This window comes from Halorubrum sp. B52 (genome assembly GCF_059752555.1).
In genome coordinates this window covers 271931-293234 of sequence record NZ_MWTG01000009.1, presented here as the reverse complement: position 1 = coordinate 293234, position 21304 = coordinate 271931, and the positions used below count along the sequence as shown (strand labels likewise).

Sequence of the window (21304 nt, the reverse complement as noted above, 5' to 3'; positions counted from 1 at the left end):
CGTCAGTCACCCCCCGCGAACGGCGCCAGCTCGTCCACGACCGCGCCCATCCCGTCGGCATCGTCCGGGGAGACCATCGTCGCCTCGCGCTCCGACGGCTCCTTCGGGATCGGGTCCACGCCCGCGACGATCGTCGGCGAGCCGTCGAGTCCGATGAAGTCCGGGTCGAGGTTGAGGTCGGCGTGGTTCCACGTCGTGAGGTGGTCCTCGTACGCCTCGGCGCGCTCGGTCGTCTCCTCGCGGAGGTCCTTGTGCCGGAGACGATGGGCGGCCTTCCGGTAGCTCGGCTCGAACTCCGGGTCGGTGACGACCATCGCCGGGAGGTCGGTCTCGACGGTCTCGATCTCCGCCACGTCGCCTTTGACCAGCCGCTTCGCGCGGAGCGTTCCGGCGTCCGGGTCGACGTCGATCGCGATCGCGTGGGTGACGAGCGACCGGTCGGGCAGCTCGTCGTTCATGTGGTGACACCAGGTCGTCTGCGGCCCGGTGTGGCCCGTCTCCCCGTCGGCCGTCTTGAAGCCCGCGACGACCAGCTCCGGCTCGGGATCGAGCTTCGAGAGCCCCGTCGCGACGGTGATCGAGGTGGCCCAGGTGTCGGCCGCGGCCATCTCCCGATCGGAGAGGAGATAGAGGTCGTCGGCGTACACCTCTCGCATGCCCTCCCGGAGGACCTCCTCGTACCCCGGCGGCCCCATGCTCAGCAGAGAGACGGTTCCGCCGTGGCGCACCTTCTCCTGAAGCGCCGCCCGCAGCGCGACCTTGTCGTTCGGATTCATGACCGTGGGCGTCTTCCCGCGCTCCAAGTGGCCGTCCTCGTCGAACGCCACCTTTCCCTCGCGGAAGTCCGGCACGCCTTTGGTCAGAACAACTGTGTGCATAGTTACCTTTTCCTCGGGCGGTGATTATCACGATTCCTAATAGTCTTTTGCGTGAAACGACACGTTTCGGCGAGAGCCGAGGCGAACGGCGTCGGAGCCACGATCGGACCGGCGGAAGGCGTCGATCCCGAGCGGTCGGGACTAGCCGTCGAAAGTGACGGGAGGAGAACCGCGGCGGTGAGCGACCCCAGGGCGACGGTGGGCGACCCCAGGGCGACGGTGGGCGACCCCAGGGCGACGGTGGGCGACCCCAGAGTGACGGCGGTACGACCCGCCCTCAGATCCGACCGGTTCGGCCGGGGTCGACGTCGATCGCGTCGACCGGACACACGTCGACGCAGAGCATGCAGTCGATACACTGGTCCTCGTTGGTGGGGTTCGCCTTGATCTCGCTTTCGGGGTGTCCGGGCGTGTCGACCCACTCGAACACGTCGACCGGGCAGTCCTCCAGACACGCCCCGTCGGCCAGACAGATGTCGAAGTCGACGGCGACGTGGGTGCCGCGGATCCCCTGCTTCTCGGGCGGTTCGACGGGGCCCCACACCGCCACGCCGTTCTCCTCACCGACCTGTTCGCGGTTCTCCTCGAAGTTCGGGTCGATGGCCATACGTACGTGATCGTCCCGCCCTCGGTACATAAATTCGGCGGCAGATGGAGAGACGCCGGGGAACGGGTGACAGCGGTTTCGATCAGAGCGGACGGAACGGCGCGACGGGGGCCGGACTGCCGATCCGCTCAGCTGGCGGACCGGAGGCGGCTCACGGGTGCGCGTAGTAGGCGACGAGGTCCTCCTCGCCGGTCGGCCCGTACGCCTCGCCGGTCGGCTCGGGGTCGAAGTTGTCGAGGCGGGCGAACCCGACGCGCTCGAACTGGACCAGGTCGTCGACGTCGGCGTCCGCGACCGCGGGCTCGGCGACCCCGCGAACGTCGCCCTCGACCGCGCGCACGAGCGTCTCCAGGCCCTCCTCCGCGGGGACCCAGTGGACCACGTCGACGTCGCCCTCGCGGACGACCTCGATGTCGTCGCCGACGTACTCGAACGCGTTCCGGGTGTACCGGACGCAGCCGAACCCCTTGAGCCAGACGCGGTCGCCGCGCGCGGGGAGGTCGGACTCCTCGATCAGCACGCGCCCGGCGGGGACCGTGCGGGTGCCGCGGTCCTCGTGGTCCGGGTGCAGCGGCGGGTGGCCGGCGTCGGGACCGCCGGCCACGTCGAGCGCGACGGCCGGGTCGTCCTCGCGGTCGCGCACGAGGAAGTACCGGTTCGCGTCGTCGTCGACCAGGTCGCGGTTGTTCGCGTACACCGACGACATCGCGAGGTCGACGTCGGAGGTGGACATCCCCAGCTCCGTCATCGAGTCGACGAGCGCCTGTCCCCGGATGCCGCGGCGGCGCATCGAGCGGATCGTCGGCGCGCGCGGGTCGTCCCAGCCGGTCAGCTCGCCCGCCTCGATCAGCGCCTTGATCGTCGACGTGGAGAGCTTCACGTCGTACTCGTCGACCTGCACGTGGCCCCAGTGGAGCACCTCGGGGTACTCCCAGCCGAAGTAGTCGTAGACGAACTGCTGGCGCTTCGCGGAGTCCTGGAGGTCGATGCCGCGGATGATGTGGGTGACGCCCGTGAGGTGGTCGTCGACGCCGGACTGGAAGTCGAGCATGGGCCAGCAGCGGTAGTCGGCGGCTTCCTCGCGCGGGTGGGGGGTGTCGATCAGCCGGAAGGCGACCCAGTCGCGCAGCGCGGGGTTCTTGTGCTCGATGTCGGTCCGGACGCGGAGCACCATCTCGCCGGCCGTGTAGTCGCCGTCGACCATGGCGTCGAACTCCTCGCGGACCGTCTCGGCGTCCTTCTCGCGGTGGGGGCACGCCTCGGCGTCGTTCTTCAGCGCGGAGAAGGTCTCGCCGGAGCACGAGCAGGTGTACGCGCCGCCGGCGTCGATCAGGTCGCGGGCGTGCTCGTAGTAGGTCTCCAGCCGGTCGGACGCCTTCAGCACGCGGTCGGCCTCGAAGCCGAGGTACGCGATGTCCTCCAGGATGGCGTCGTACGCGTCCAGGTCGGGCCGCTTCGTCTCCGGGTCGGTGTCGTCGAACCGGCAGATGAACTCGCCGTCGTACCGCTCCTTGTACGTCCCGATCACCGCGGGCATCCGGGCGTGGCCGACGTGCCACGGGCCGTTGGGGTTCGGCGCGGCGCGCATCACGACCTCGCCGCCCTCCGCGTTCGGGAGCTCGGGGAGGACGTACTCGTCCTCCTCGTCGTCCGCCTCCAGCTCCGCGAGCTTGTCCGGCGCGAGCTCGCCCAGCCGCTCGCGGCGCTCGGCCTCGTCCATGCCGGCGACCCGGTTCACAACCGGCGCGACGACCCCGGGGATCTCGTCGCCGTGCGGTCGGAACTCGGGGTTCTCGCCCATGAGCGGGCCCATGATGGCGCCCACGTCCGGGTCGCTGCCGTGTTTGAGCGCGTTGAACAGCGCGGCGGCCTCGCCGGCCGCCTCGACGCGCTCGCGGAGTTCGTCGTCCATGCCCGTCGGTTGTCGGGGTCGGCTCAAAAGCGCCGCGGAACCGCGGAGGGAGGAGTCAGCGCGGGTAGGGGCACCTGCGACCAGCGCGCGGGCGGACTTAAACGACCGAGACCGTTCACGGAGAGAGGCCGATGAGAGCGGCCGAAACGCCCGTGAACGGTCGAGAAGCTTATCAGGCACGACGGGTTACGTGTCCGATCTACGGCCGCCGATCGCCGCGGTTCGCCGGCTTGATATCGCGTCGCGCCCTGGGTGGGGCATGAACACGGGAGCGACTCGACGCGCCCTCCGACCGGCGGAGGGGTCGGCGTGGTAGGACCCATGTCGGACGCGGAGCGCGACGCGGGGAACCGCAAGATCAAGGTCGGCTTCCTGCTGCTCGTGGCGGTCTCGCCGCCGCTCATCGCCCTCCAGTGGAACCCGACGCCGCTGGAGCTGTTCGCCGCGCTCGGCGCCGGGGTCCTGTTGGGAGCGCTGCTCGTGTGGTACCTCGGCCGGCTCGCCGACGAGTTCACCGGCGGCTCGCGGCGACCGAGGCGGCGCCGGTAAGCGCGGTCCGGTCTCCCCGAGGCCGCGTCGGACCTCAGTCCCCGTCCGGTCGCGGGGACGGTTCGGCGCCGACCGCGACGACCTCGCCCGCGCGGTCGCCGGCGACGGACCGCGACGACGACAGCGGCGAGACGCTCACCTCGCCCTCGACCGCCGCGAGCCGGTCAGAGCCCGGGTCGTCGGCGACGTCGCCGCGGAGGAACTCCCGCCAGAAGCGGTCGCGGAGCTCCATCCCCATCTCGCCGCGCCGCTCGCCGAACTCCCACCCCTCGGGGACGTTCTCCTCCTCCGGCCCCTCCTCGCCCGGCCGGAACTCGATCACGTCGAAGCCGCGCGCGGGCTCCGTCAGCCGGTAGGTCGGGTCCGGGGCGACCTCGTCGTCCGCGGCCGGCGCGTTGACGTTCAGCACGTCGGCGCCGAAGGGGAGGGCCACCGATCCCCCGTCCCCGGCGCCTTCCCCGCCCCGGTCCTCGGCGCGGTCGAGCAGGTCGAGCACGGCCTCGGCGGCGAGCGCGAAGTCGGCGGCGTCGAGCGTCGGCGGGACGGGGAGGTTCCCCCGGTCGTACAGCGAGACGGCGATCGCCGGCGTGCCGAGGAAGGCGGCCTCCATCGCGGCGCCGACCGTCCCGGACTGCCCGAGGATGTGCGCGCCGATGTTCGGGCCGTGGTTGCAGCCGGAGACGACGACGTCGGGGTCGAGCCCGAGCGCCACCTCGGCGACGGCGACGCAGTCGGCGGGGGTCCCCTCCACCGCGTAGCCGGCGTCCGTCTCCGTGTACTCCACGGTGGTGTCCCACCAGGACCGGGCGCCGCCGACCCCGGACTGGTTCCGCTTCGGCGCGACGACCGTCACGTCGTGCTCGCGCGAGAGCGCGTCCGAGAGCGCCCGAATCCCGACGGCGTCGATCCCGTCGTCGTTGGTGAGGAGGATCTCGCGGGTCATGGAGGCCACTGCGGGGGGCCGAGACAAAACGTCGCCGGTAGCGGGCGATAAGACGGACGGGGGATCCGACGCGGGAACCGACAGGCGTCGGGCGGGTGGTACTCCGGGGTGGTCAGCTGAAGGGCGCCGCGGGCGGGGGAGTCGGCGCTCTCGAGGCGGTGAGCGCGAGGGCGGTCAGTCGGCGGCGACGTGCGGCGTCGACTGCGCCAGGTCCAGGACCTCGTCGAAGAAGCCGAGCGAGTCGTGCGGGCCGGGGTTCGCCTCGGGGTGGTACTGGCGGGTGATGACGTCGAGCTCCTCGCTGTCGAGTCCCTCGACGGTGTCGTCGTTGACGTTCACCTGCGTCACCTCCAGCGGACCGGTGTCGTCGACCGTGTAGCCGTGGTTCTGCGTCGTCATCACGACCTTGTCGGTGCGGAGGTCCTTGACCGGCTGGTTGACGCCGCGGTGGCCGAACATCATCTTCTCGGTGGAGCCGCCGAGCGCGCTCGTGATCACCTGCTGGCCGAGGCAGATTCCGGCCATCGGCAGGTCGCCCGCGAAGGCGTCGACGACCGACTGGGCGGCGACGAAGTTCTCCGGGTCGCCCGGGCCGTTCGAGACGAAGAGGACGTCGGGCTCGACCGCGGCGACGTCCTCGGGGGTCGCGTCGTACGGGAGGACGTGGACGTCCGCGCCGCGCTCGGTGAGCGAGGAGATGATCGAGCCCTTCGCGCCGCAGTCGAGCATCGCGACCGTGGCGGCGCCGCCGCCCTCGTGGACGGTCGGCTCCGTCACGGACACCTGCGCGCCGATGTCGACGTGGTCGCTCATCGGCTCGCACGCCTCCATCTCCGCGACCGCGTCCTCGGGGGTCGCGTCCGGCCCGGCGGCGATCCCGCAGGCCATCGCGCCCTCCTCGCGGACGGTCGTGACGATCTCGCGGGTGTCGACGTGGTCGACGGCGGGCACGTCCTCGCCGGCGAGCCACTCGGCGACGTCCTCGGTCAGCTCGCGGGCGATCGCCGCGCGGGGCTGGACCGACTCGGACTCGAACCGCTCGGTTCGGACGCCGTAGTTCCCGATCAGGGGGTACGAGAAGGTGAGGATCTGTTCGGCGTAGGAGGGGTCGGTGAGCGACTCCTCGTAGCCGGTGTACGCGGTCGTGAACACCAGTTCGCCACGGGTACGCCCCGGCGCACGGGCGCGCGCTTCGAGCACGCGTCCGTCGGCCAGCGCGATGTAGGCGTCCGACATTACGAGAAACGTACGCGCAGATGGTAATAAATGCGTCGTTCGTAGGTTCGTTACGATATTCGTAACGAGTAAGTCGTCGGGGAGAGTGGGTCGGGTATGGACGACCTCGACCGCCGGATCCTCTCGATCCTGCGCCGGGACGCGCGGACCCCGTACACGGAGATCGCCGACCGAGTCGGCACTTCGGAGGGGACCGTACGCAACCGCGTCGACCGCATGACCGAGGAGGGGATCATCGAGCGGTTCACCGTCACGACCCGCACCGGCAACGTGAAGGCGATGATCGAGATCTCGGTGGAGATGAACGTCGACACCGCCGCCGTCGGCGACCGCATGGTCGAGTGGGAGGAGGTGGACTTCGTCTGGCAGGTGTCCGGCGAGGACGACGTCGTGCTCGTCGTCGACGCCGTCGACACGCGCGCCGTCAACGAGCTGATCTCGCAGGCCCGCGAGATGGACGAGGTGAAGTCGACGAAGACGCGGCTGATCCTGGACGAGCGGCTCGGCTGAGTCGGCTCAGCGCCCGCCGGAGCCATTACTGATGGGTGGAAAAACGGGAGAATTCGGACGAGCGACGCGCCGCACCTCGTCGGCCGGAAGCGACGGACGAAACGCGTCTATTCGAGCGTGCCCTGGCTGACGAGGGTGTCGTCCTCCAGGTAGTGCTCGATGTGGTGGCCGTGCTCCTCGACGTCCATGAGGACCTCGCGGAGCTGTTCCTCGGTGTTGTAGTCGCCGAGGTTGTTGGCGAGCTGGATGTGCTCGCGGAGCTGTTCGATGATGTCGCCGAACATCTCCAGGTCGTTCTCCAGCGACGTCCGGATGTCGTAGGCGTCGGCGTCCTCGGGACTCACCGGCGCGTGCTCCTCGTAGTTCGCGCCGCCCGACAGCGGCACGCCGCCGAGCGCCTGCGCGCGTTCGGCGATCACGTCCGCGCCCTCCTCGAGGTCGGCGGCGACCTCGCCGAGGTAGACGTGGATGTCGTGGAACTCGGCGCCCTCGACGAGCCAGTGGTGCTTCTTGATCTGGTGATACAGCACGTACGTCGCCGCGAGGTCGGTGTTGAGCGCGTCGACGAGCTGCTCGGCCTTCTCCTCGGGGACGCGGAGCGCCTCGCTCTCGTGGACGTCGCCGTAGCGTTGACGGGCCTCTTTCTGGGTGCTCATGTCTGCCTCTACGTACGCGCGCGGGTCACTTAACTGTTTTCACGAATGTAACCAGAGTTCAAGATATAGAAAATTATTTTTCTTATTATTCACATCCGCGACAGAGTCGCGGGGGTCAGCGGGAAGCTCTCCGCCCCGAGGGGCGCGCTCGGGTCCCGCTCGCCTCGGCCCGGGGCGGGTTCGCCCGCGAAGGGAAACGTCTTAATGGACTACGCGCGCAGTTCGTGGTGTATGAGCAACGGCGACGACGACCCGGCCGACGCCTCCGAGGAGGCCGACGCCGCGGACGACGCGGAGGAGGCGGGGGGCGCCGGCGAGTCGACGGACGCGGCCGCCGCGCCGACGCTTCCGGACGAAGCGACCGAGGACTCGCTGAACGAGTACCTCGACGAGATCGCGGCGCTCCTCGACGACGCCGAGACCGAGGCGGACCTCGACGACGTCGACGCCCTCCTCGACGACGCCGAGGCGGGGATCGAGGAGGCCGACCTCCCCGAGCCGGACGAGGACGACGAGGACGCCGACGACCCGCGCGGCGACCTCGAGGACCGCGTCGCGGAGCTCCGTGAGGGCGTCGAGGCCGCGCGCGGCCCCTACGCGGAGGACGTCGTCGACGCGATCGAGAGCGCCGAGGCGACGCTCGAGGAGACCGAGTGGACCGCCGCCGGCCGCGACGACGCCGCCGACGCGGTGACGGCCTTCGTCGAGGCGGCCGCGGACGCCGTCGACGACGAGGTCGACGCGGACGCGATCGAGACGGACTCGGACGCGGTCGACGACGCGTCGGCCGACGAGGGGAGCGACGGGGACGAGACCGACGAGGGCGAGACCGACGAGGGCGATCGCATCGCCACCCTCGTCGCCGCCCTCGACGCCGTCGCGGCGGGCGTCGCGGACGCCGACCTCGACCCCGACGACGACGCGGAGACGATCGCCGCCCTCGTCGAGGCGACCGACGCGCTCGAAGCCGGGCTCGAGGACGCCGAGGAGTGGGACGACCTCGAGACCCACGAGCAGCTCCGCGCGCAGGGGTACTACGACGTGCTCGGCCACTACAAGGACTTCCCGGTCGAGTGGTCGGCGCTGAAAGAGCACGAGACGCGCGGCAACGTGGACATGATCCTGCTCGCGCTCGACTCGCTCACCTCCGACTTCATGGAGCGGCACTGCCTCGAGGCGCTCGAGCGCATGGGCAAGCGCGGGAAGACCGACGCCGCCGTCGAGGAGCTGCTCGGCCGCGCGGAGAAGCGCGACCAGTTCGCGATCAGCATCCTCGGGAAGATGGCCGCCGACGAGGCGACCGAGACCCTCGTGGAGTACGTCCCGGAGGAGTCGAACCCGCAGCTCCAGAAATCGACGTTCAAGGCGCTCGGCGAGATCGGCGCGAGCGAGGCGGTCCAGCCGCTCGCGGACGCGCTCGTCGACGACGACACCGAGGAACTCGTTCGCCCGCACGCGGCGCGCGCGCTCGGACTCGTCGGCGACGCCCGCGCGGTCGACCCGCTCGCCGACGTGCTCGCCGGCGACGGCACCGACGACACCCGCGCCGCGGCGGCCTGGGCGCTCCGCCAGATCGGCACCCGCGAGGCCCTCGAGACCGTCGCCGAGTACGCCGACGAGCGCTCGTTCATCGTTTCGACCGAAGCCGAGAAGGCGCGGCGCTCGCTCGACGCGGCGTCGGCGCCCGCCTGACGACGATCGCCGTTCGGCCGACTCTTTTTATCGGATGCCGGGGGCAGACCCCTCGTGTCGCCCGCACCCTCTCGTCCCGAGACCGCCCCGGTCGCGAGCGAACCGACCGCGAGCGTCGCCGCCGTCGCGCTCGGACTGCTCGTGTTGACGGCCGCCGCGCCGGTCGCGGCGGCGGGCGACGCCGAAACCGGCGCGGCGGTCGCCGGATCTGACCGGAACGGCGTCGTCGCGCAGTCGAGCGACGAGCCGGAGAACCGGACGCTCGTGGCGGAGCAGCCGCGGATCCTCGAGCTGTTCCCGAACCCGACGGCGGCGGAGAACCGCGGCGAGTACCTCGTCGTCCGGCTCCCCGAGCGCGGGAACTGGTCGCTCTCCGACGGCTACCACGAGGCGGCGATCCCGGCGAACGCGAGCGGCGTCGTCGCGCTCTCGATGGACCCCGCGAACGCGACGCCCCTGCTCGACGACGAGACCGCGGTCGGCGCCCACGGCGCTCACGACGACGGCGCCGGCACCCCCGAACTCCGCGCCCTCGACGACCACTTCCCGCTCGCCGCGTCCGGCGACCGGGTCGAGCTCCGCCGGAACGGGACGGCGGTCGCCGTGGTCGACTACGAGAGCGCGCCGGAGGGACACCGATGGCGCGCGGACTGGGGCGAGTGGCGGCCGCGGGGGTACGACGCGCGGTCCGCGACCGGAACCGCGAACGCGACCGTGCGGCCGTTCGTGCTGCCGGACAGCCCCGGGATGCCGGTCGAGCCGCTACGCGGCGCGGAGGACCGGCTGCTGCTCGCCGGCTACACGCTGGGGTCCGAGCGCGTCGCCGACCTGCTCGTCGCCGCCGCCGACCGCGGGGTCGAGGTGCGCGTCCTCGTCGAGGGGTCGCCGGTCGGCGGGTTCTCCGCGCGGAGCGCGCGGCTCCTCGACCGGGTCGCCGCCGCCGGCGTCGAGGTGCGCGTCCTTGACGGCGACCCCGAGCGGTTCCGCTTCCACCACGCAAAGTACGCCGTCGCCGACGACCGCGCGGTCGTCCTCACGGAGAACTGGAAGCCGTCCGGCACCGGCGGTCGGACCAACAGGGGGTGGGGCGTCGTCACCGGGACGCCACGGTCGGCGGCCGCCGGCGAGACGGCCGCGGACGACCTCGCCGCCCTGTTCCGCGCGGACGCCGCGGCCCCCGACGCCCGGTCGTGGGAGGCGTTCCGCGCGGATACGGAGTTCCACGAGGGGGGCGCGGCGAACGGGAGCTACCCGACGCGGTTCGAGGCCCCCGCGCCGAGAGCCGCGGACGTCGAACTCCTGACGGCGCCCGGGAACGGCGCCGACCGGTTGGTTGAGCGGATCGACGCCGCGGACGACCGGGTGCTGGCGCTCGTCCCGCGGACCGGCGGCCCGGACAACCGCCTCGTCCGCGCGCTCCGGCGGGCCGCCGAGCGCGGCGTCGACGTCCACCTGCTGCTGTCGAACGCGTGGTACGACCGGGAGGAGAACCGCGCGCTCGTCGAGGCGCTCGCGGACGAACCGATCGAGGTCGCCGTCGCGGAGCCGCGCGGTCGGTACGGGAAGGTCCACGCGAAGGGCGTCGTCGTCGACGACGCGGCGGTCGTCGGGAGCCTCAACTGGAACGGGGGCGCCGCGACGGAGAACCGGGAGGTGCTGCTCGCGATCGAGGATGAGGCGGTCGCCGACTTCTACGCCCGGGCGTACGCGGCCGACTGGCGCGGCGGCGGGGTTCACCTGCCGGTCGGATTCGTCGGCGGGCTCGGAGCCGCAGTAGGGGGTGCCGTCGTCGTCGCACGCCGGGAGGTGACGTTCGCGTGACGGGCGAGAGGAAGGAGCGACCGGGACGCTCAGTCGTCGAGCGCGGCGGTCGACGAGAGCGCCTCGTCGATCTCGGCCTCGGCCATCTTCTCGACGAGCGTCTCGATGACGGCGCTCCGGCGGCCCTTCACGAACTTGATCGAGCCGACGACGAGGTGGCCGCCGCCGGAGACGCCCGCCTCCGGGAGCTCCTCGTTCAGCTCGGTCACCATGTTCGGGATGTCGAGGCGGACCCCGTCGGACCGGAGCACGCAGAAGTCCGGCCCGTAACCGATGGTGATGACGGGATCGCCCGTCTCCCGCACGCGGGTGTCGTGGAGCTCGCCGGTCGTCTTCCCGGGCGCCGGGTAGGTGAACCGGTGGGCGTACTCGTCTAAGTCGATCCGATAGAGGTGCGCTCCGGAGGCGAGCCGCTCGTGGTCGACGTGGTCGTCGAGCGCGTCGAGCTGCCGGTCGACGTCGCGTTCGGCGCGCTCGGAGAGGAACTCGACCAGCTCCTCGTGGCGCTGCTCGTCCTCGCAGCCGACGTTCAGCGCGTCGTTGACGAGGGTCTTCCCCTCGGAGTAGCGCAGCCAGTGGGCGGCGTAGTCGAGGGCCTCGCCGATGTCGAGCAGGTCGGACTCGTCGTAGCCGGCGTCCGCGGCGAGCGCGACGTAGTCGTCCATCGCCTCCGCCTTCGAGCGGTCGGAGAGCCCGGCGACCGCGGGGACGTGTTCGAGCTCCTCGGTGATCGACGGGTCGATCAGCCGGGCGAGCTCGACGCACATCATCCCCGTGGTGACCCGGTAGTCCTCGCCGTGGAGGTACGGGTTGACGTGCGCGTCGAGCAGCGGCTCGACGGCGTCGGGGTCGGGGTGGTGGTGGTCGACGACTGCGATTGGGATGTCGTAGTGCGCGAGGTTCTCGTAGGCGGGGACGTCCTCCTCGGTCGACCCGTTGTCGAGCATCAGCAGGAAGGGGAGCTTCTGCCCGTGGCGGGCGCGCCCCTCCAGCGCGAAGTTCAGGTCGCGGGTGACGTCCTCCATCTCGTAGTACGGCGCCTTGCTCGGGAGCCGCTTGAACAGGTGGCGCGCCGCGTCGGGGTCCTCGTGGACGTCGGTGACGAAGTTCTCTAAGGCGAGCTGGACCGGGATCGCCGCGCACATCCCGTCGCCGTCGGCGTGGTGGCGGACGCGGAGCGGGCGCCCCGAGAGCACGGTCCGGCGGAGGAGCCGGGCCAGCTCGCGGAGCTCCTCGTGGATCGGCTCGAACGCCTCCCACTCGACGAGGGGGTCGACGTCGGCGGGCGCGGCGCGCTCGTCGAGGGCGGCCTCAAATCGCTCGCGGGCCTCCGCGGCGCGCTCGTCGGGGAGCCGCCGCAGGGAGTCGACCTCCAGCTGGAGGGCGTTCTCGCGGGTCTCGACCGTCCCGCCGACGTGGACCATGTCGCCGACCGCGACCTCGGGGTACGCGCGGACGCCGGCCTCCTCGAAGGCGGCGCAGGAGACGACGCCGGAGGCGTCGGCGACGGCGAAGATCGTCGGGCCGCCGGTCTGTTTCGCCTGGACGACCTCGCCCTCGACGGTGACCTCGTCGCCCGGGGAGAGCCCGCGGACGCGCGAGACCGTCGGCTCGTGGTCGACGGTCTCGGTGCGGTAGTCGTCGAGAGGCTCGTCGTCGAACGCGACGTCGCCGTTCTCCTTCACCTCGGTCAGCCGGACGATCAGCCGGTCGCCGACGCCGTAGTCGCCGTCGAGGTTCGACTCGTGGACGAGCCCGGAGAGGGCGTCGGAGACGTCGACGAAGACGCCGTAGTCGACGACGCCGTTGACCTCGGCGTGGTACAGCGCGTCGACCGCGGCGTCCTCGAGGGTGCAGTCGGGTGCCAGATCGTAGACGGTCGGCCGGTCGTCGGCCGTCCCCTGCGCCGCGGCGGCGTCGGGTTCGGGGCTCGAATCGCCCCGCGTGCCGGAATCCCCGGCGGTGTTCTCGCTCATGGAAGGCCTTCGGGAACGGGCGGTGTTAAGCCTGTTCTCTCGCGTCTCCGCCGCTCCCGACGTCCGAGCCGACGCCGCCGATCGCGGCGGTGGAGAGAGCCCGCCGTCGTCCGGTCCGGAACCCCTATGGGGCGACGGCGCCTTCGCTCGCGTATGCGACTGTTCCGCTCGGACGAGCTCCTCGGGATCGCCCGAGAGACGATGGAGTTCGTCCTCGAGGCGAGCGAGGAGACGCACCCCAACGAGTACATGGGGTTCCTCCGCGCGGACGACGCCCGGAAGCTCGATATCGACCGAGACGGACAGGTGATCACCGACGTGCTCGTCATCCCGGGCACGGAGTCGAATCCCACGAGCGCAAGCGTGCGCACGCACATGAAGCCGAACGACATGCGCGCCGTCGGGTCCGTCCACTCGCACCCGAACGGGGCGCTCCGGCCGAGCGCGGCCGACCTCGCGACGTTCGGGCAGGGGGAGGTACACGTCATCGTCGGCGCCCCCTACGGGTGGGGCGACTGGAAGGCGTTCGACAACGAGGGGAACCAGACGACGCTCGAGGTGCTCGACGTCGAGGTGCCCGACGAACACTTCTTCGACTTCACGCAGGAGGACATCGACGTCGAACTCAGCGAGGAGCGCCGCGACGACGGCGGCTTCCTCTCGTGGTTCCGATGACGCGGGTCGTCGCGCAGGGGACCTTCGACCTGCTCCACCCCGGCCACGTCCACTACCTCGAGGACGCGGCGACGTACGGCGACGAGCTCCACGCCATCGTCGCCCGCCGCGCCAACGTCACCCACAAGCCCGAGCCGATCCTCTGCGCCCGCCAGCGGCGCGACATGGTCGCCGCCCTCGGCGCGGTCGACGAGGCCCACCTCGGCGACCCGGAGGACGTGTTCGTCCCCATCGAGCGGCTCGACCCGGACGTGATCGTGCTCGGGTACGACCAGCACCACGACGAGGCGGGCATCGCCGAGGCGCTGGCGGCCCGCGACATCGACTGCCGGGTCGAACGGGCGTCGGGACGGGAGCCGCGGTACGAGGACGAACTCCTCTCCAGCGGCGACATCGTCGAGCGCGTCCTCCGGCGACGGGGGGAGCCCGGCGGGACCGGCGACGGCGGGCGGCGGTGAGATAGCCGCGCTCGGCGCGGATCCGCAGAAGCGCGGGACATATATGGGTCCGTTCCCAAACTCGGGCAAGTGACGATACCCGACCGATTCCCCGCAGTCCTCGCGGCGACGGCGATGGGCGTGTACCTCCTGCTCGTCGTCGGCGCCACGACCTCGCTCACGGAGGCGGCGGCCGCCTGTTCGGGCTGGCCGCTCTGCGGCGGCGGCGGCGCGCTCCCCACGGAGAGCGCCGGCTGGATCGCGCTCGGGCACCGCGCGATCGCCGCCGTCGTCGGCGCCCTCGTGGTCCTCTCGGTCGCGCTCGCGTGGCGCGACGGGGCGAGTCGCCGGGTCCGTGGCGCCCTCGCGGCCGCGCTCCTGCTGTTCCCGGCCCAGTCCGGCGTCGGCGCGCTCGTCGCCGTCGGCGACCTCCCGGCCTCGCTCGGCCCCGTCCACCTGCTGCTGGGCGTGACGATCTTCGGCGCCGTCCTCGCCGCGCTCGCGTGGTGGCTGGAGGCGGAGACCGGCGCCCCCGACGACGCGCCGGTCGACTTCCAGCCCGGGACCGACGACCTCCCGCCGGTCGAGGAGGCGCCGGAGCCCGATATCCCGACGGCGACGCTCCCGCGGCTGAAGGCGACCGCGGCCGCCTACTTCCGGCTGATGAAGCCCCGCCTGATGTGGCTGCTCTGCCTCGTCGCCGCCGCCGCGATGGCGCTCGCCGGCGGCCGGGGATTCACCCCGTACGTCGTGGGCGCGACGCTGGCCGGCGGCGCGCTCTCGATCGGCGCGTCCGGGACGTTCAACCACGTGTTCGAGCGCGACATCGACAGGCGGATGCAGCGGACCAACGACCGCCCGCTGGCGACCGACCTCGTGCCGGTGCGCAACGCGCTCGCGTTCGGACTGCTGTTGGCGGCCGTCTCCCTCGGCCTCTTCTGGACGGTGAACCCGCTCACGGCGGCGCTCGGGCTGGTCGCCATCGTGTTTTACAGCGTCGTCTACACGCTCGTGTTGAAGCCGAACACGGTCCAGAACACCGTCATCGGCGGTGCGGCGGGCGCGCTCCCGGCGCTCATCGGCTGGGCGGCGGTGACCGGCGAGGTCGGCGGCGGCGGGCTGCTGCTCGCGCTCGTCATCTTCCTGTGGACGCCCGCGCACTTCTACAACCTCGCGCTGGCGTACAAGGACGACTACGAGCGCGGCGGCTTCCCGATGATGCCCGTCGTCCGCGGCGAGACGGCGACGCGCCGCCACATCGTCTGGTACCTCGGCGCGACGCTCGTGGCCGCCGTCGCGCTCGCGGCCGCCGCCGAGCCGCTCGGTGCGCTCTACGCCGCGGTCGGCGTCGCCCTCGGCGCGGTGTTCCTGTGGGCCGTCGTCCGGCTCCACTACGAGCAGACGGAGGCGGCGGCGTTCCGCGCGTTCCACGCCTCGAACGCCTACCTCGGCCTACTGTTATTCGCCGTCGTGTTCGACGCTCTCGTGGTCTAGAGGCGGCGTCGAGCGGTCGGGATAACGCGAGCGGGCGTGGCGAACTGACGCGAATGAGCGTCGCGGGCAGAGCCGACCGCGCGCCCCATTTTAAGTCCGTTCGACCCGAACACGGGGCGTATGACCCGAGTCGAGATCGAGTTCTGCGTGCCGTGTGGGTTCTTGAACCGCGCTCAGGACGTCTCGGAGGCGCTGCTCAAGCAGTTCGGCGAGGAGCTCGACGAGGTCGCTCTCGTCACGGGCGATAGCGGCGTGTTCGTCGTCCGCGCGAACGGCGAGGTCGTCTTCGACAAGACCGAAGACGAGTACGACGTGGACGCCATCGTGCGCGCCGTCAGGCCGTTCGTCGGCGCGGCGGCGTGACGCGTCACTCCTCGGTATAAACTGCGCGCGCGGAGTTCGTCACCACGAGGACGCTGCTCGTCGCCATCGCGAGCGCCGCGAGGAGCGGGTTGAGCACGCCCGAGATCGCCATCGGGATCGCCACCGCGTTGTAGACGAACGCCCAGCCGAGGTTCTGCTTGAGCCGCCGGTTCGTCCCGCGGGTGACCGCGAACAGCTCCGGGATCGCGGAGAGGCGGTCCTCCAGGAGGACGGCGTCCGCGGCGTCGGCCGCGAGGTCCGTCCCGCTCGCGACCGAGACGCCGAGGTCCGCCGCGGCGAGCGCCGGCGCGTCGTTGCTCCCGTCGCCGACCACGGCGACCCGCTCGGTCGCCGCGAGCCGCCGCACGGTCTCGGCCTTCGCCTCCGGCGGCACCTCCGCGAACGTCTCGTCGATCGCGGGGTGGTCCGCGAACCGCCGGGCCGCCTCGGGGGAGTCGCCCGTGAGCACCACGACGCGTCGCCCGCCGTCGGCGAGGTCGGTGACGACCGCTTCCCACCCGTCACGGACCTCGTCGCCGACGACGAGGACGCCGACGACCGACCCCTCCCAACCGACGAAGACGGGGACCCGCCCGTCTTCGCGGGCCGCCTCGCCGGCCGCGTCGAGCGACGCCGGCACGGCCCACTCCGCCCCGTCGAACAGCGACCGGTGTCCGACGACGACCTCCTCGCCGTCTATCCGCCCGGTGACGCCCCGGTCCGAGACGGTCACCCCGGCGGCCGACGTGCCGTCGGTGGCGGCGTCGCCGGGCGCGTCGGCGGATCGCTGCCCGTTTCGCTCGTCTCCGGCCGCCACGCCGCCGTCGGTCGCCGTCACCGAGGCGTCGTCCGCGTCGTCGCGTGCGGAACTCCCGTCGTCGTCGGCGACCGCGTCCACGATCGCCTCGGCGACCGGGTGAGCCGAGGCGCGCTCGACCGCCGCGGCCCGGCGACGAACCTCCTCCGGCGACGCGCCGTCGGTGACGGTGTCGAGCAGCCGCATCTCGCCGTCGGTGAGCGTCCCCGTCTTGTCCAGCACGACGGTGTCGATGTCGGCCGCCTCCTCGAAGACAGCGTCCGAGACGATCACGATGCCGCGGCGGGCCGCGTCGCGGATCCCGGCGGCGATCGCGAGCGGTGTCGCGAGCCCGAGCGCGCAGGGACACGAGACGATAAGCACCGTGAGCCCGACGAGCGCGGCGTCCACGGGCGCCGATCCGAGCGCGAAGGTCGCCGCCGCGCCGAGGACGGCGACGGCGAGGACGAGCGGGACGAACACGGTCGCGAGCTTGTCGACCAGCCGCTGGATACCCGACCGCGAGCTCTGGAGCTCCCACAGCAGCCGGACGAGGGTGTCGAGCGTGCTCGTCGCGTCCTCGCCGACCGCGACGACGACCGGCGCGTCGGTGACGACCGTCCCGCCGCGGACCTCGTCGCCCTCCCGCTTCGTCGCCGGGAGCGACTCGCCCGTGACGAGCGCCTCGTCGACGGCGGCGGTCCCCTCGGCCACGGTCCCGTCGAAGGGGACCCGCTCGCCGGGGCGCACGAGGAGCCGATCGCCGGGGTCGACCGCCTCCGCCGCGACGGTCTCGCCGGACTCGGTGCGGACCGTCCGGTCGCCGGCCGTCGTGAGGTCGGAGAGCATGCCGGTCGCGCGCCGTTTGATGAGCGACTCGTAGTGGTTGCCGGCGGTGACGACGAGGATCACGGCGATCGTCACGTCGAAGTAGAGGTCGGTGCGGCCGAGGAGCATCGCGAGCGTGCTGTACGCGTACGAGCTGGCCGCCGCGAGCGACACCAACAGATCCATGTTCGGCCGGCGCGCCCGGAGGCTCACGTACGCGCCCCGCAGGATCGGGTAGCCGGTGTAAAAGAGGACGATCGAGGCGAACACCCACACCTGCGCGAACAGGTAGGTGCCCGAGACGCCGCCGAGGTCGAGGATCGGCTCGTACCCGAAGTAGGTCGGGTAGAGGAAGAGGACGTACCACAGCATCGCCATCATCCCGAAGAGGCCGCCGCCGATCAGGAAGCGGACGACGTCGTCGTCGCGGTCCGGCTCCGGGTCCGCTCGGTCGCTCGCGGTGTACCCCGCGACGGAGAGCCGCTCGGGGAGCTCGTCGGCGCTCACCGCGTCGGGGTCGTAGTCGACGCGGATCGTGTCGGTGGCGTAGCTCGCCTCGGCGGCGGCGACGCCGTCCTGCTCGCCGGCCGTCAGCTCCAGGAAGGACTCGCAGGTCGCGCAGTGCATCCCGTCGACGCGGAGGAACGTCGTCTCGCCGTCGAACGCCTCGTCGGCCTGCGCCTCGGAGCGACGTTCGTCGAGGTCGTCGACGTCGTCGACGTCGTCCAGAGAGCGGGCGACCGCGAGGCAGCCGCGACAGCAGAACTCGCCGTCGACGTCGGGGGCGGTGTGGGGGTCGTCTCCCGTCGGAAGGTCACAGAGGGTACAGTTCGACATGGGGGTTCGGGTCCGGCGGTCGACCGACGGCGCTACGCCTCGTCGGGATCCGCCGCGTCGGACGAGGCCGACCCGGGGCGGAGGCTCCCGCCGGTCGCGACGTGGAGGCTCCCCCAGATGATCAACACGTTCACGAGCGTCACGGCGACGAAGATCTCCGCCCGGTCGGCGATGAACACCGCTGCCGGGACGAGGCCGCCCAACACGAGGAGCACGGCCCGCTGGAGCGAGAATTCCATATCGAAACGTACGGGCCAGCCAACATATATAACGTCCGTGTTTTCAGCCCCCGAGAACGGGTCGATATTATATGTCTTCCAATCTATAAGCCGACCTATGGGGCAAAACCAAGCCGCACACGCATCGAGTGACGATGTGAGCGGTGAAGAGGAGTTCGACCCGATCGGAACCCTCACGCTCATCGGAATCTACTTCGTCATCCTGTTGCTCGCGTGGGTGTACATCTACTACATCGAGTTCCTCGGCCGCGACCTGGTCGTCGTGGGGTGATCACGCATGCACATTCACGCCTACGAGAAGCTGTGGCTCGCCGCGTCGATACTCCTGATACTGCTGCTCATCGGCTCGGTCACCTACGGCGCCGTCGGACCCGGCGTCGCCATGGTGTCCGACAGCGAGCCGCCGATCGACGCGCAGGCGCTCGACGAGGACGACCGCTTCTCCGAACCCCGCGTCGAGCAGGTCGGCGAGAACGAGTACGCGGCGTACGTCGTCGCCTACCAGTTCGGCTTCGAACCCAGTCCGATCGTCGTCCCCGAGAACAGTACGGTGACGTTCTACGTCACCTCTCGGGACGTGATCCACGGGTTCGAGGTCGTGGGCACGAACGCGAACACGATGGTCGTCCCCGGCGAGGTGTCGGAGCTCACCGTCGAGGTCGAGGGGCCACAGGAGTACGGCCTCCTCTGTAACGAGTACTGCGGCGCGGGCCATCACGTGATGGAGGGGAAGGTCAACGTCGTCAGTCAAGCGGAGTTCGACGAGCGGAACGAGGGGGGTGACGACGCGTGAGCGAGGCCATCGAGGCCGAGCGCTCCTTCGTCGACGAGTTCCCCCAAGAGGCGCGGGTCGTCCGCGCCGCGCTGCTCAGCTCCTTCCTCGCGCTGGCGCTCGGGGCGATCTTCGGGATCATTCAGACGCTCCATCGGACCGGGGTCTTCCGGGGACTCATCTCCTCGACCGACTACTACACGTCGCTCACCGCACACGGCGTGTTCCTGGCGATCAGCTTCACCACGTTCTTCCTCGTTGGACTCTTCACGTGGGCGGTGACTCGAAGCCTCGACCGGCCGCTGATCGACATCAGGATCACGTGGACGTGGTACGCGATCATGGCGGTCGGCATGACCATGACCGGCGTCTCCATCCTCGCCGGCTTCGTCCCCGCGCTCGACATGAGCGCGGACGTCCTGTTCACCTTCTACGCGCCGCTGCAGGCGCATCCCATGTTCTACGCGGGGCTCGCCGTCTTCATCGTCGGCTCCTGGATCGCCGGCGCCGACTGGTTCCGGACGTTCCTCGCGTGGAAGCGCGAGCACCCCGACGAGCGGATCCCGCTGCAGACGTTCATGGTGCTGACGACGATGGCCATGTGGTACATCGCCTCCTCCGCCGTGGCCGCGTCCGTGCTCATCTTCCTGCTCCCGTGGTCGCTCGGCTTCATCGACTCGGTGAACCCCACGCTGACCCGGACGCTGTTCTGGTTCTTCGGGCACCCGGTCGTGTACTTCTGGCTGATGCCCGCGTACCTGCTGTGGTACACCGTCCTCCCGAAGATCGCCGGGGGACGGCTGTTCAGCGACCCGCTCGCGCGCGTCGTGTTCGTGCTGTTCCTCCTCCTCTCCACCCCGGTCGGGATCCACCACCAGTACCTGGACCCCGGGATCGCCGAAGGGTTCAAATTCATCTCGATGACGAACACGATGTTCCTGCTGCTGCCGAGCCTGCTCACCGCGTTCACGGTCGTCGCGAGCGTCGAGTACGGCGCCCGCCAGCGCGGCGGGACCGGGCTCCTCGGCTGGCTCACCGACCTCCCGTGGCGCGACCCCGCGTTCACCGGGATGATGCTCGCGGGGCTGATGTTCGCCGCCGGCGGCTTCTCCGGCATGGTGAACGCCGGGATGAACATCAACTACATGATCCACAACACCATCTGGGTGCCGGGTCACTTCCACCTCACCGTCGGCACCGCCGTCGCGCTCACGTTCATGGCCGCGACGTACTGGATCTGGCCGCAGATCTCCAACAAGCCGGTGTACAGCCGGTCGATCGGGCTGTTCCAGGTGGTCGTCTGGTTCATCGGGATGGCGCTGATGTCCAACGCGATGCACGCGCAGGGGATCATGGGCGTGCCGCGCCGGACCGCGGAGCCCGAGTACAGCGGCTTCGACTACCCGACGATGTTCGGCGGGTTCGAGGAGCTCAACGTCCAGATCGCCATCGGCGGGACGCTGCTGTTCGTCTCGACGGTGCTGTTCATCGGGAACCTCGTGCTCACGATGGGGAACCCGAAGGTGTCCGGACTCGCCGAGTCGCTGCCGCCGGCGCTGTCCGGACCGGACGACGCCCCGCGGGTGCTCGATAACCTCCGGCTCTGGGTGGGGATCGCGTTGACGCTCGTCGTCCTCGCGTACGCGCTCCCGCTGGCGGCGATCGTCAGTCGCGGCGGACTGCTCGGCCCGGGCGTGGGCACGTATCCGGCGCTGGTCGCTCCGATGCTCGACGCACTCGCGGGAGCGGTGACGCCGATACTCGGTGCCGTCGGCGGCGCCGCGGGCTCGCTCGTCGAGGTGGTCGGATGAGCGTCGACGTGACCCGCGGCGGGCTCCTCGTGGCGTTCGCGGTGTTCGGCGTGATCGTCTACGAGTTCCGAACGGTGCTCGACTTCGTCGGGATCGAACTGCCGCTCCTCCCGTACATGGCGGCCGTCTTCGTGCTCGCCGGCGTGCTCCTGTGGGCCGTCACGCTGACGGGCGGGTGGCGGACCGAACCCGAGGAAGACGGACCGGCGTAGCGGCGCGGAGCACTCCGGTCGGACCGCCTTCGTACGACCCTCACACCGCGGGGGTTTTGT

At 71.0% G+C, this 21304-nt stretch carries 21 protein-coding genes; 12 read left to right on the top strand and 9 right to left on the bottom strand.

Features of this window, described 5'->3' with window-relative positions:
• Window positions 1–2: 2 nt before the first annotated feature.
• From B4V04_RS10055 to B4V04_RS10045, 3 genes are all read right to left on the bottom strand, one after another.
• Complete coding sequence (locus B4V04_RS10055) at window positions 3–878, bottom strand: electron transfer flavoprotein subunit beta/FixA family protein (protein WP_498231294.1); 876 nt, start codon at window positions 876–878, stop codon at window positions 3–5.
• Between the two features lie 277 nt (window positions 879–1155).
• Window positions 1156–1485 (bottom strand): 4Fe-4S dicluster domain-containing protein, encoded by a 330-nt coding sequence (locus B4V04_RS10050; protein WP_144798084.1) that lies wholly within the window; start codon window positions 1483–1485, stop codon window positions 1156–1158.
• A gap of 151 nt (window positions 1486–1636) precedes the next feature.
• Window positions 1637–3397 carry a glutamate--tRNA ligase gene (locus B4V04_RS10045; RefSeq protein WP_498231293.1) on the bottom strand — a complete coding sequence of 587 codons (1761 nt, stop codon included), beginning with the start codon at window positions 3395–3397 and terminating at the stop codon, window positions 1637–1639.
• Between the two features lie 321 nt (window positions 3398–3718).
• Here B4V04_RS10045 and B4V04_RS10040 point away from each other — a divergent pair, with 321 nt between their 5' ends.
• The gene (locus tag B4V04_RS10040; protein WP_498231291.1) at window positions 3719–3946 is read left to right on the top strand and encodes a DUF8527 family protein; all 228 of its coding nucleotides are present in this window, start codon (window positions 3719–3721) and stop codon (window positions 3944–3946) included.
• 34 nt (window positions 3947–3980) lie between these two features.
• Here the strand turns inward: B4V04_RS10040 and surE are convergent, their stop codons facing one another.
• Window positions 3981–4889 (bottom strand): 5'/3'-nucleotidase SurE, encoded by a 909-nt coding sequence (surE, locus tag B4V04_RS10035; RefSeq protein WP_498231289.1) that lies wholly within the window; start codon window positions 4887–4889, stop codon window positions 3981–3983.
• 174 nt (window positions 4890–5063) lie between these two features.
• Window positions 5064–6125, bottom strand: a complete 1062-nt coding sequence (carA, locus tag B4V04_RS10030; protein ID WP_498231287.1) for a glutamine-hydrolyzing carbamoyl-phosphate synthase small subunit — start codon at window positions 6123–6125, stop codon at window positions 5064–5066.
• Between the two features lie 96 nt (window positions 6126–6221).
• Between carA and B4V04_RS10025 the strand changes: the two genes are divergently transcribed.
• The gene (locus B4V04_RS10025; RefSeq protein WP_498231285.1) at window positions 6222–6635 is read left to right on the top strand and encodes an Lrp/AsnC family transcriptional regulator; all 414 of its coding nucleotides are present in this window, start codon (window positions 6222–6224) and stop codon (window positions 6633–6635) included.
• Between the two features lie 107 nt (window positions 6636–6742).
• Here B4V04_RS10025 and dpsA read toward each other — a convergent pair whose 3' ends face one another.
• Window positions 6743–7291 (bottom strand): DNA starvation/stationary phase protection protein DpsA, encoded by a 549-nt coding sequence (dpsA, locus tag B4V04_RS10020; RefSeq protein ID WP_144798090.1) that lies wholly within the window; start codon window positions 7289–7291, stop codon window positions 6743–6745.
• 231 nt (window positions 7292–7522) lie between these two features.
• On the opposite strand from dpsA, the gene B4V04_RS10015 reads away from it, so the two are divergent.
• Together B4V04_RS10015 and B4V04_RS10010 are read left to right on the top strand one after the other, a co-directional pair.
• Entirely contained in the window at window positions 7523–8983 is a 1461-nt protein-coding gene (locus B4V04_RS10015) for a HEAT repeat domain-containing protein (protein ID WP_498231283.1), read from the top strand.
• 54 nt (window positions 8984–9037) lie between these two features.
• Window positions 9038–10804, top strand: coding sequence for a phospholipase D-like domain-containing protein (locus tag B4V04_RS10010; RefSeq protein ID WP_498231282.1), 1767 nt, complete (start codon window positions 9038–9040; stop codon window positions 10802–10804).
• A gap of 29 nt (window positions 10805–10833) precedes the next feature.
• Here the strand turns inward: B4V04_RS10010 and han are convergent, their stop codons facing one another.
• The gene (han, locus tag B4V04_RS10005; RefSeq protein WP_498231280.1) at window positions 10834–12780 is read right to left on the bottom strand and encodes a Hef-associated nuclease; all 1947 of its coding nucleotides are present in this window, start codon (window positions 12778–12780) and stop codon (window positions 10834–10836) included.
• 153 nt (window positions 12781–12933) lie between these two features.
• Between han and B4V04_RS10000 the strand changes: the two genes are divergently transcribed.
• From B4V04_RS10000 to B4V04_RS09985, 4 genes are all read left to right on the top strand, one after another.
• Window positions 12934–13455 carry a Mov34/MPN/PAD-1 family protein gene (locus B4V04_RS10000; RefSeq protein ID WP_498231278.1) on the top strand — a complete coding sequence of 174 codons (522 nt, stop codon included), beginning with the start codon at window positions 12934–12936 and terminating at the stop codon, window positions 13453–13455.
• Window positions 13452–13913, top strand: coding sequence for an FAD synthase family protein (locus tag B4V04_RS09995; RefSeq protein ID WP_498231276.1), 462 nt, complete (start codon window positions 13452–13454; stop codon window positions 13911–13913). Before B4V04_RS10000 ends, B4V04_RS09995 begins: the two co-directional genes overlap by 4 nt.
• Window positions 13914–13982: 69 nt before the next feature.
• A complete protein-coding gene (locus B4V04_RS09990) occupies window positions 13983–15386 on the top strand; it encodes a heme o synthase (protein WP_498231274.1) in 1404 nt (467 codons plus the stop codon).
• Between the two features lie 120 nt (window positions 15387–15506).
• A complete protein-coding gene (locus B4V04_RS09985) occupies window positions 15507–15749 on the top strand; it encodes an Rdx family protein (protein ID WP_498231273.1) in 243 nt (80 codons plus the stop codon).
• 4 nt (window positions 15750–15753) lie between these two features.
• On the opposite strand, the gene B4V04_RS09980 is transcribed toward B4V04_RS09985, so the two are convergent.
• Window positions 15754–18210, bottom strand: a complete 2457-nt coding sequence (locus B4V04_RS09980; protein ID WP_498231271.1) for a heavy metal translocating P-type ATPase — start codon at window positions 18208–18210, stop codon at window positions 15754–15756.
• Between the two features lie 32 nt (window positions 18211–18242).
• Entirely contained in the window at window positions 18243–18449 is a 207-nt protein-coding gene (locus B4V04_RS09975; protein ID WP_094525798.1) for a DUF8131 family protein, read from the bottom strand.
• Between the two features lie 97 nt (window positions 18450–18546).
• Here B4V04_RS09975 and B4V04_RS09970 point away from each other — a divergent pair, with 97 nt between their 5' ends.
• Genes B4V04_RS09970 through B4V04_RS09955 form a run of 4 tightly spaced genes read left to right on the top strand, consistent with a single transcriptional unit; the run spans window position 18547 to window position 21244 of the window.
• The gene (locus tag B4V04_RS09970) at window positions 18547–18720 is read left to right on the top strand and encodes a hypothetical protein (protein WP_498167020.1); all 174 of its coding nucleotides are present in this window, start codon (window positions 18547–18549) and stop codon (window positions 18718–18720) included.
• A 6-nt stretch (window positions 18721–18726) separates the two neighbouring features.
• A complete protein-coding gene (locus tag B4V04_RS09965; RefSeq protein WP_144798100.1) occupies window positions 18727–19242 on the top strand; it encodes a cytochrome c oxidase subunit II in 516 nt (171 codons plus the stop codon).
• The gene (locus B4V04_RS09960) at window positions 19239–21032 is read left to right on the top strand and encodes a b(o/a)3-type cytochrome-c oxidase subunit 1 (RefSeq protein WP_498231269.1); all 1794 of its coding nucleotides are present in this window, start codon (window positions 19239–19241) and stop codon (window positions 21030–21032) included. Before B4V04_RS09965 ends, B4V04_RS09960 begins: the two co-directional genes overlap by 4 nt.
• On the top strand, window positions 21029–21244 hold the full coding sequence (locus B4V04_RS09955) for a CbaC protein (protein ID WP_498231267.1): 216 nt from the start codon (window positions 21029–21031) through the stop codon (window positions 21242–21244). The genes B4V04_RS09960 and B4V04_RS09955 overlap by 4 nt, the downstream gene beginning before the upstream one ends.
• The last annotated feature ends 60 nt before the right edge of the window (window positions 21245–21304 follow it).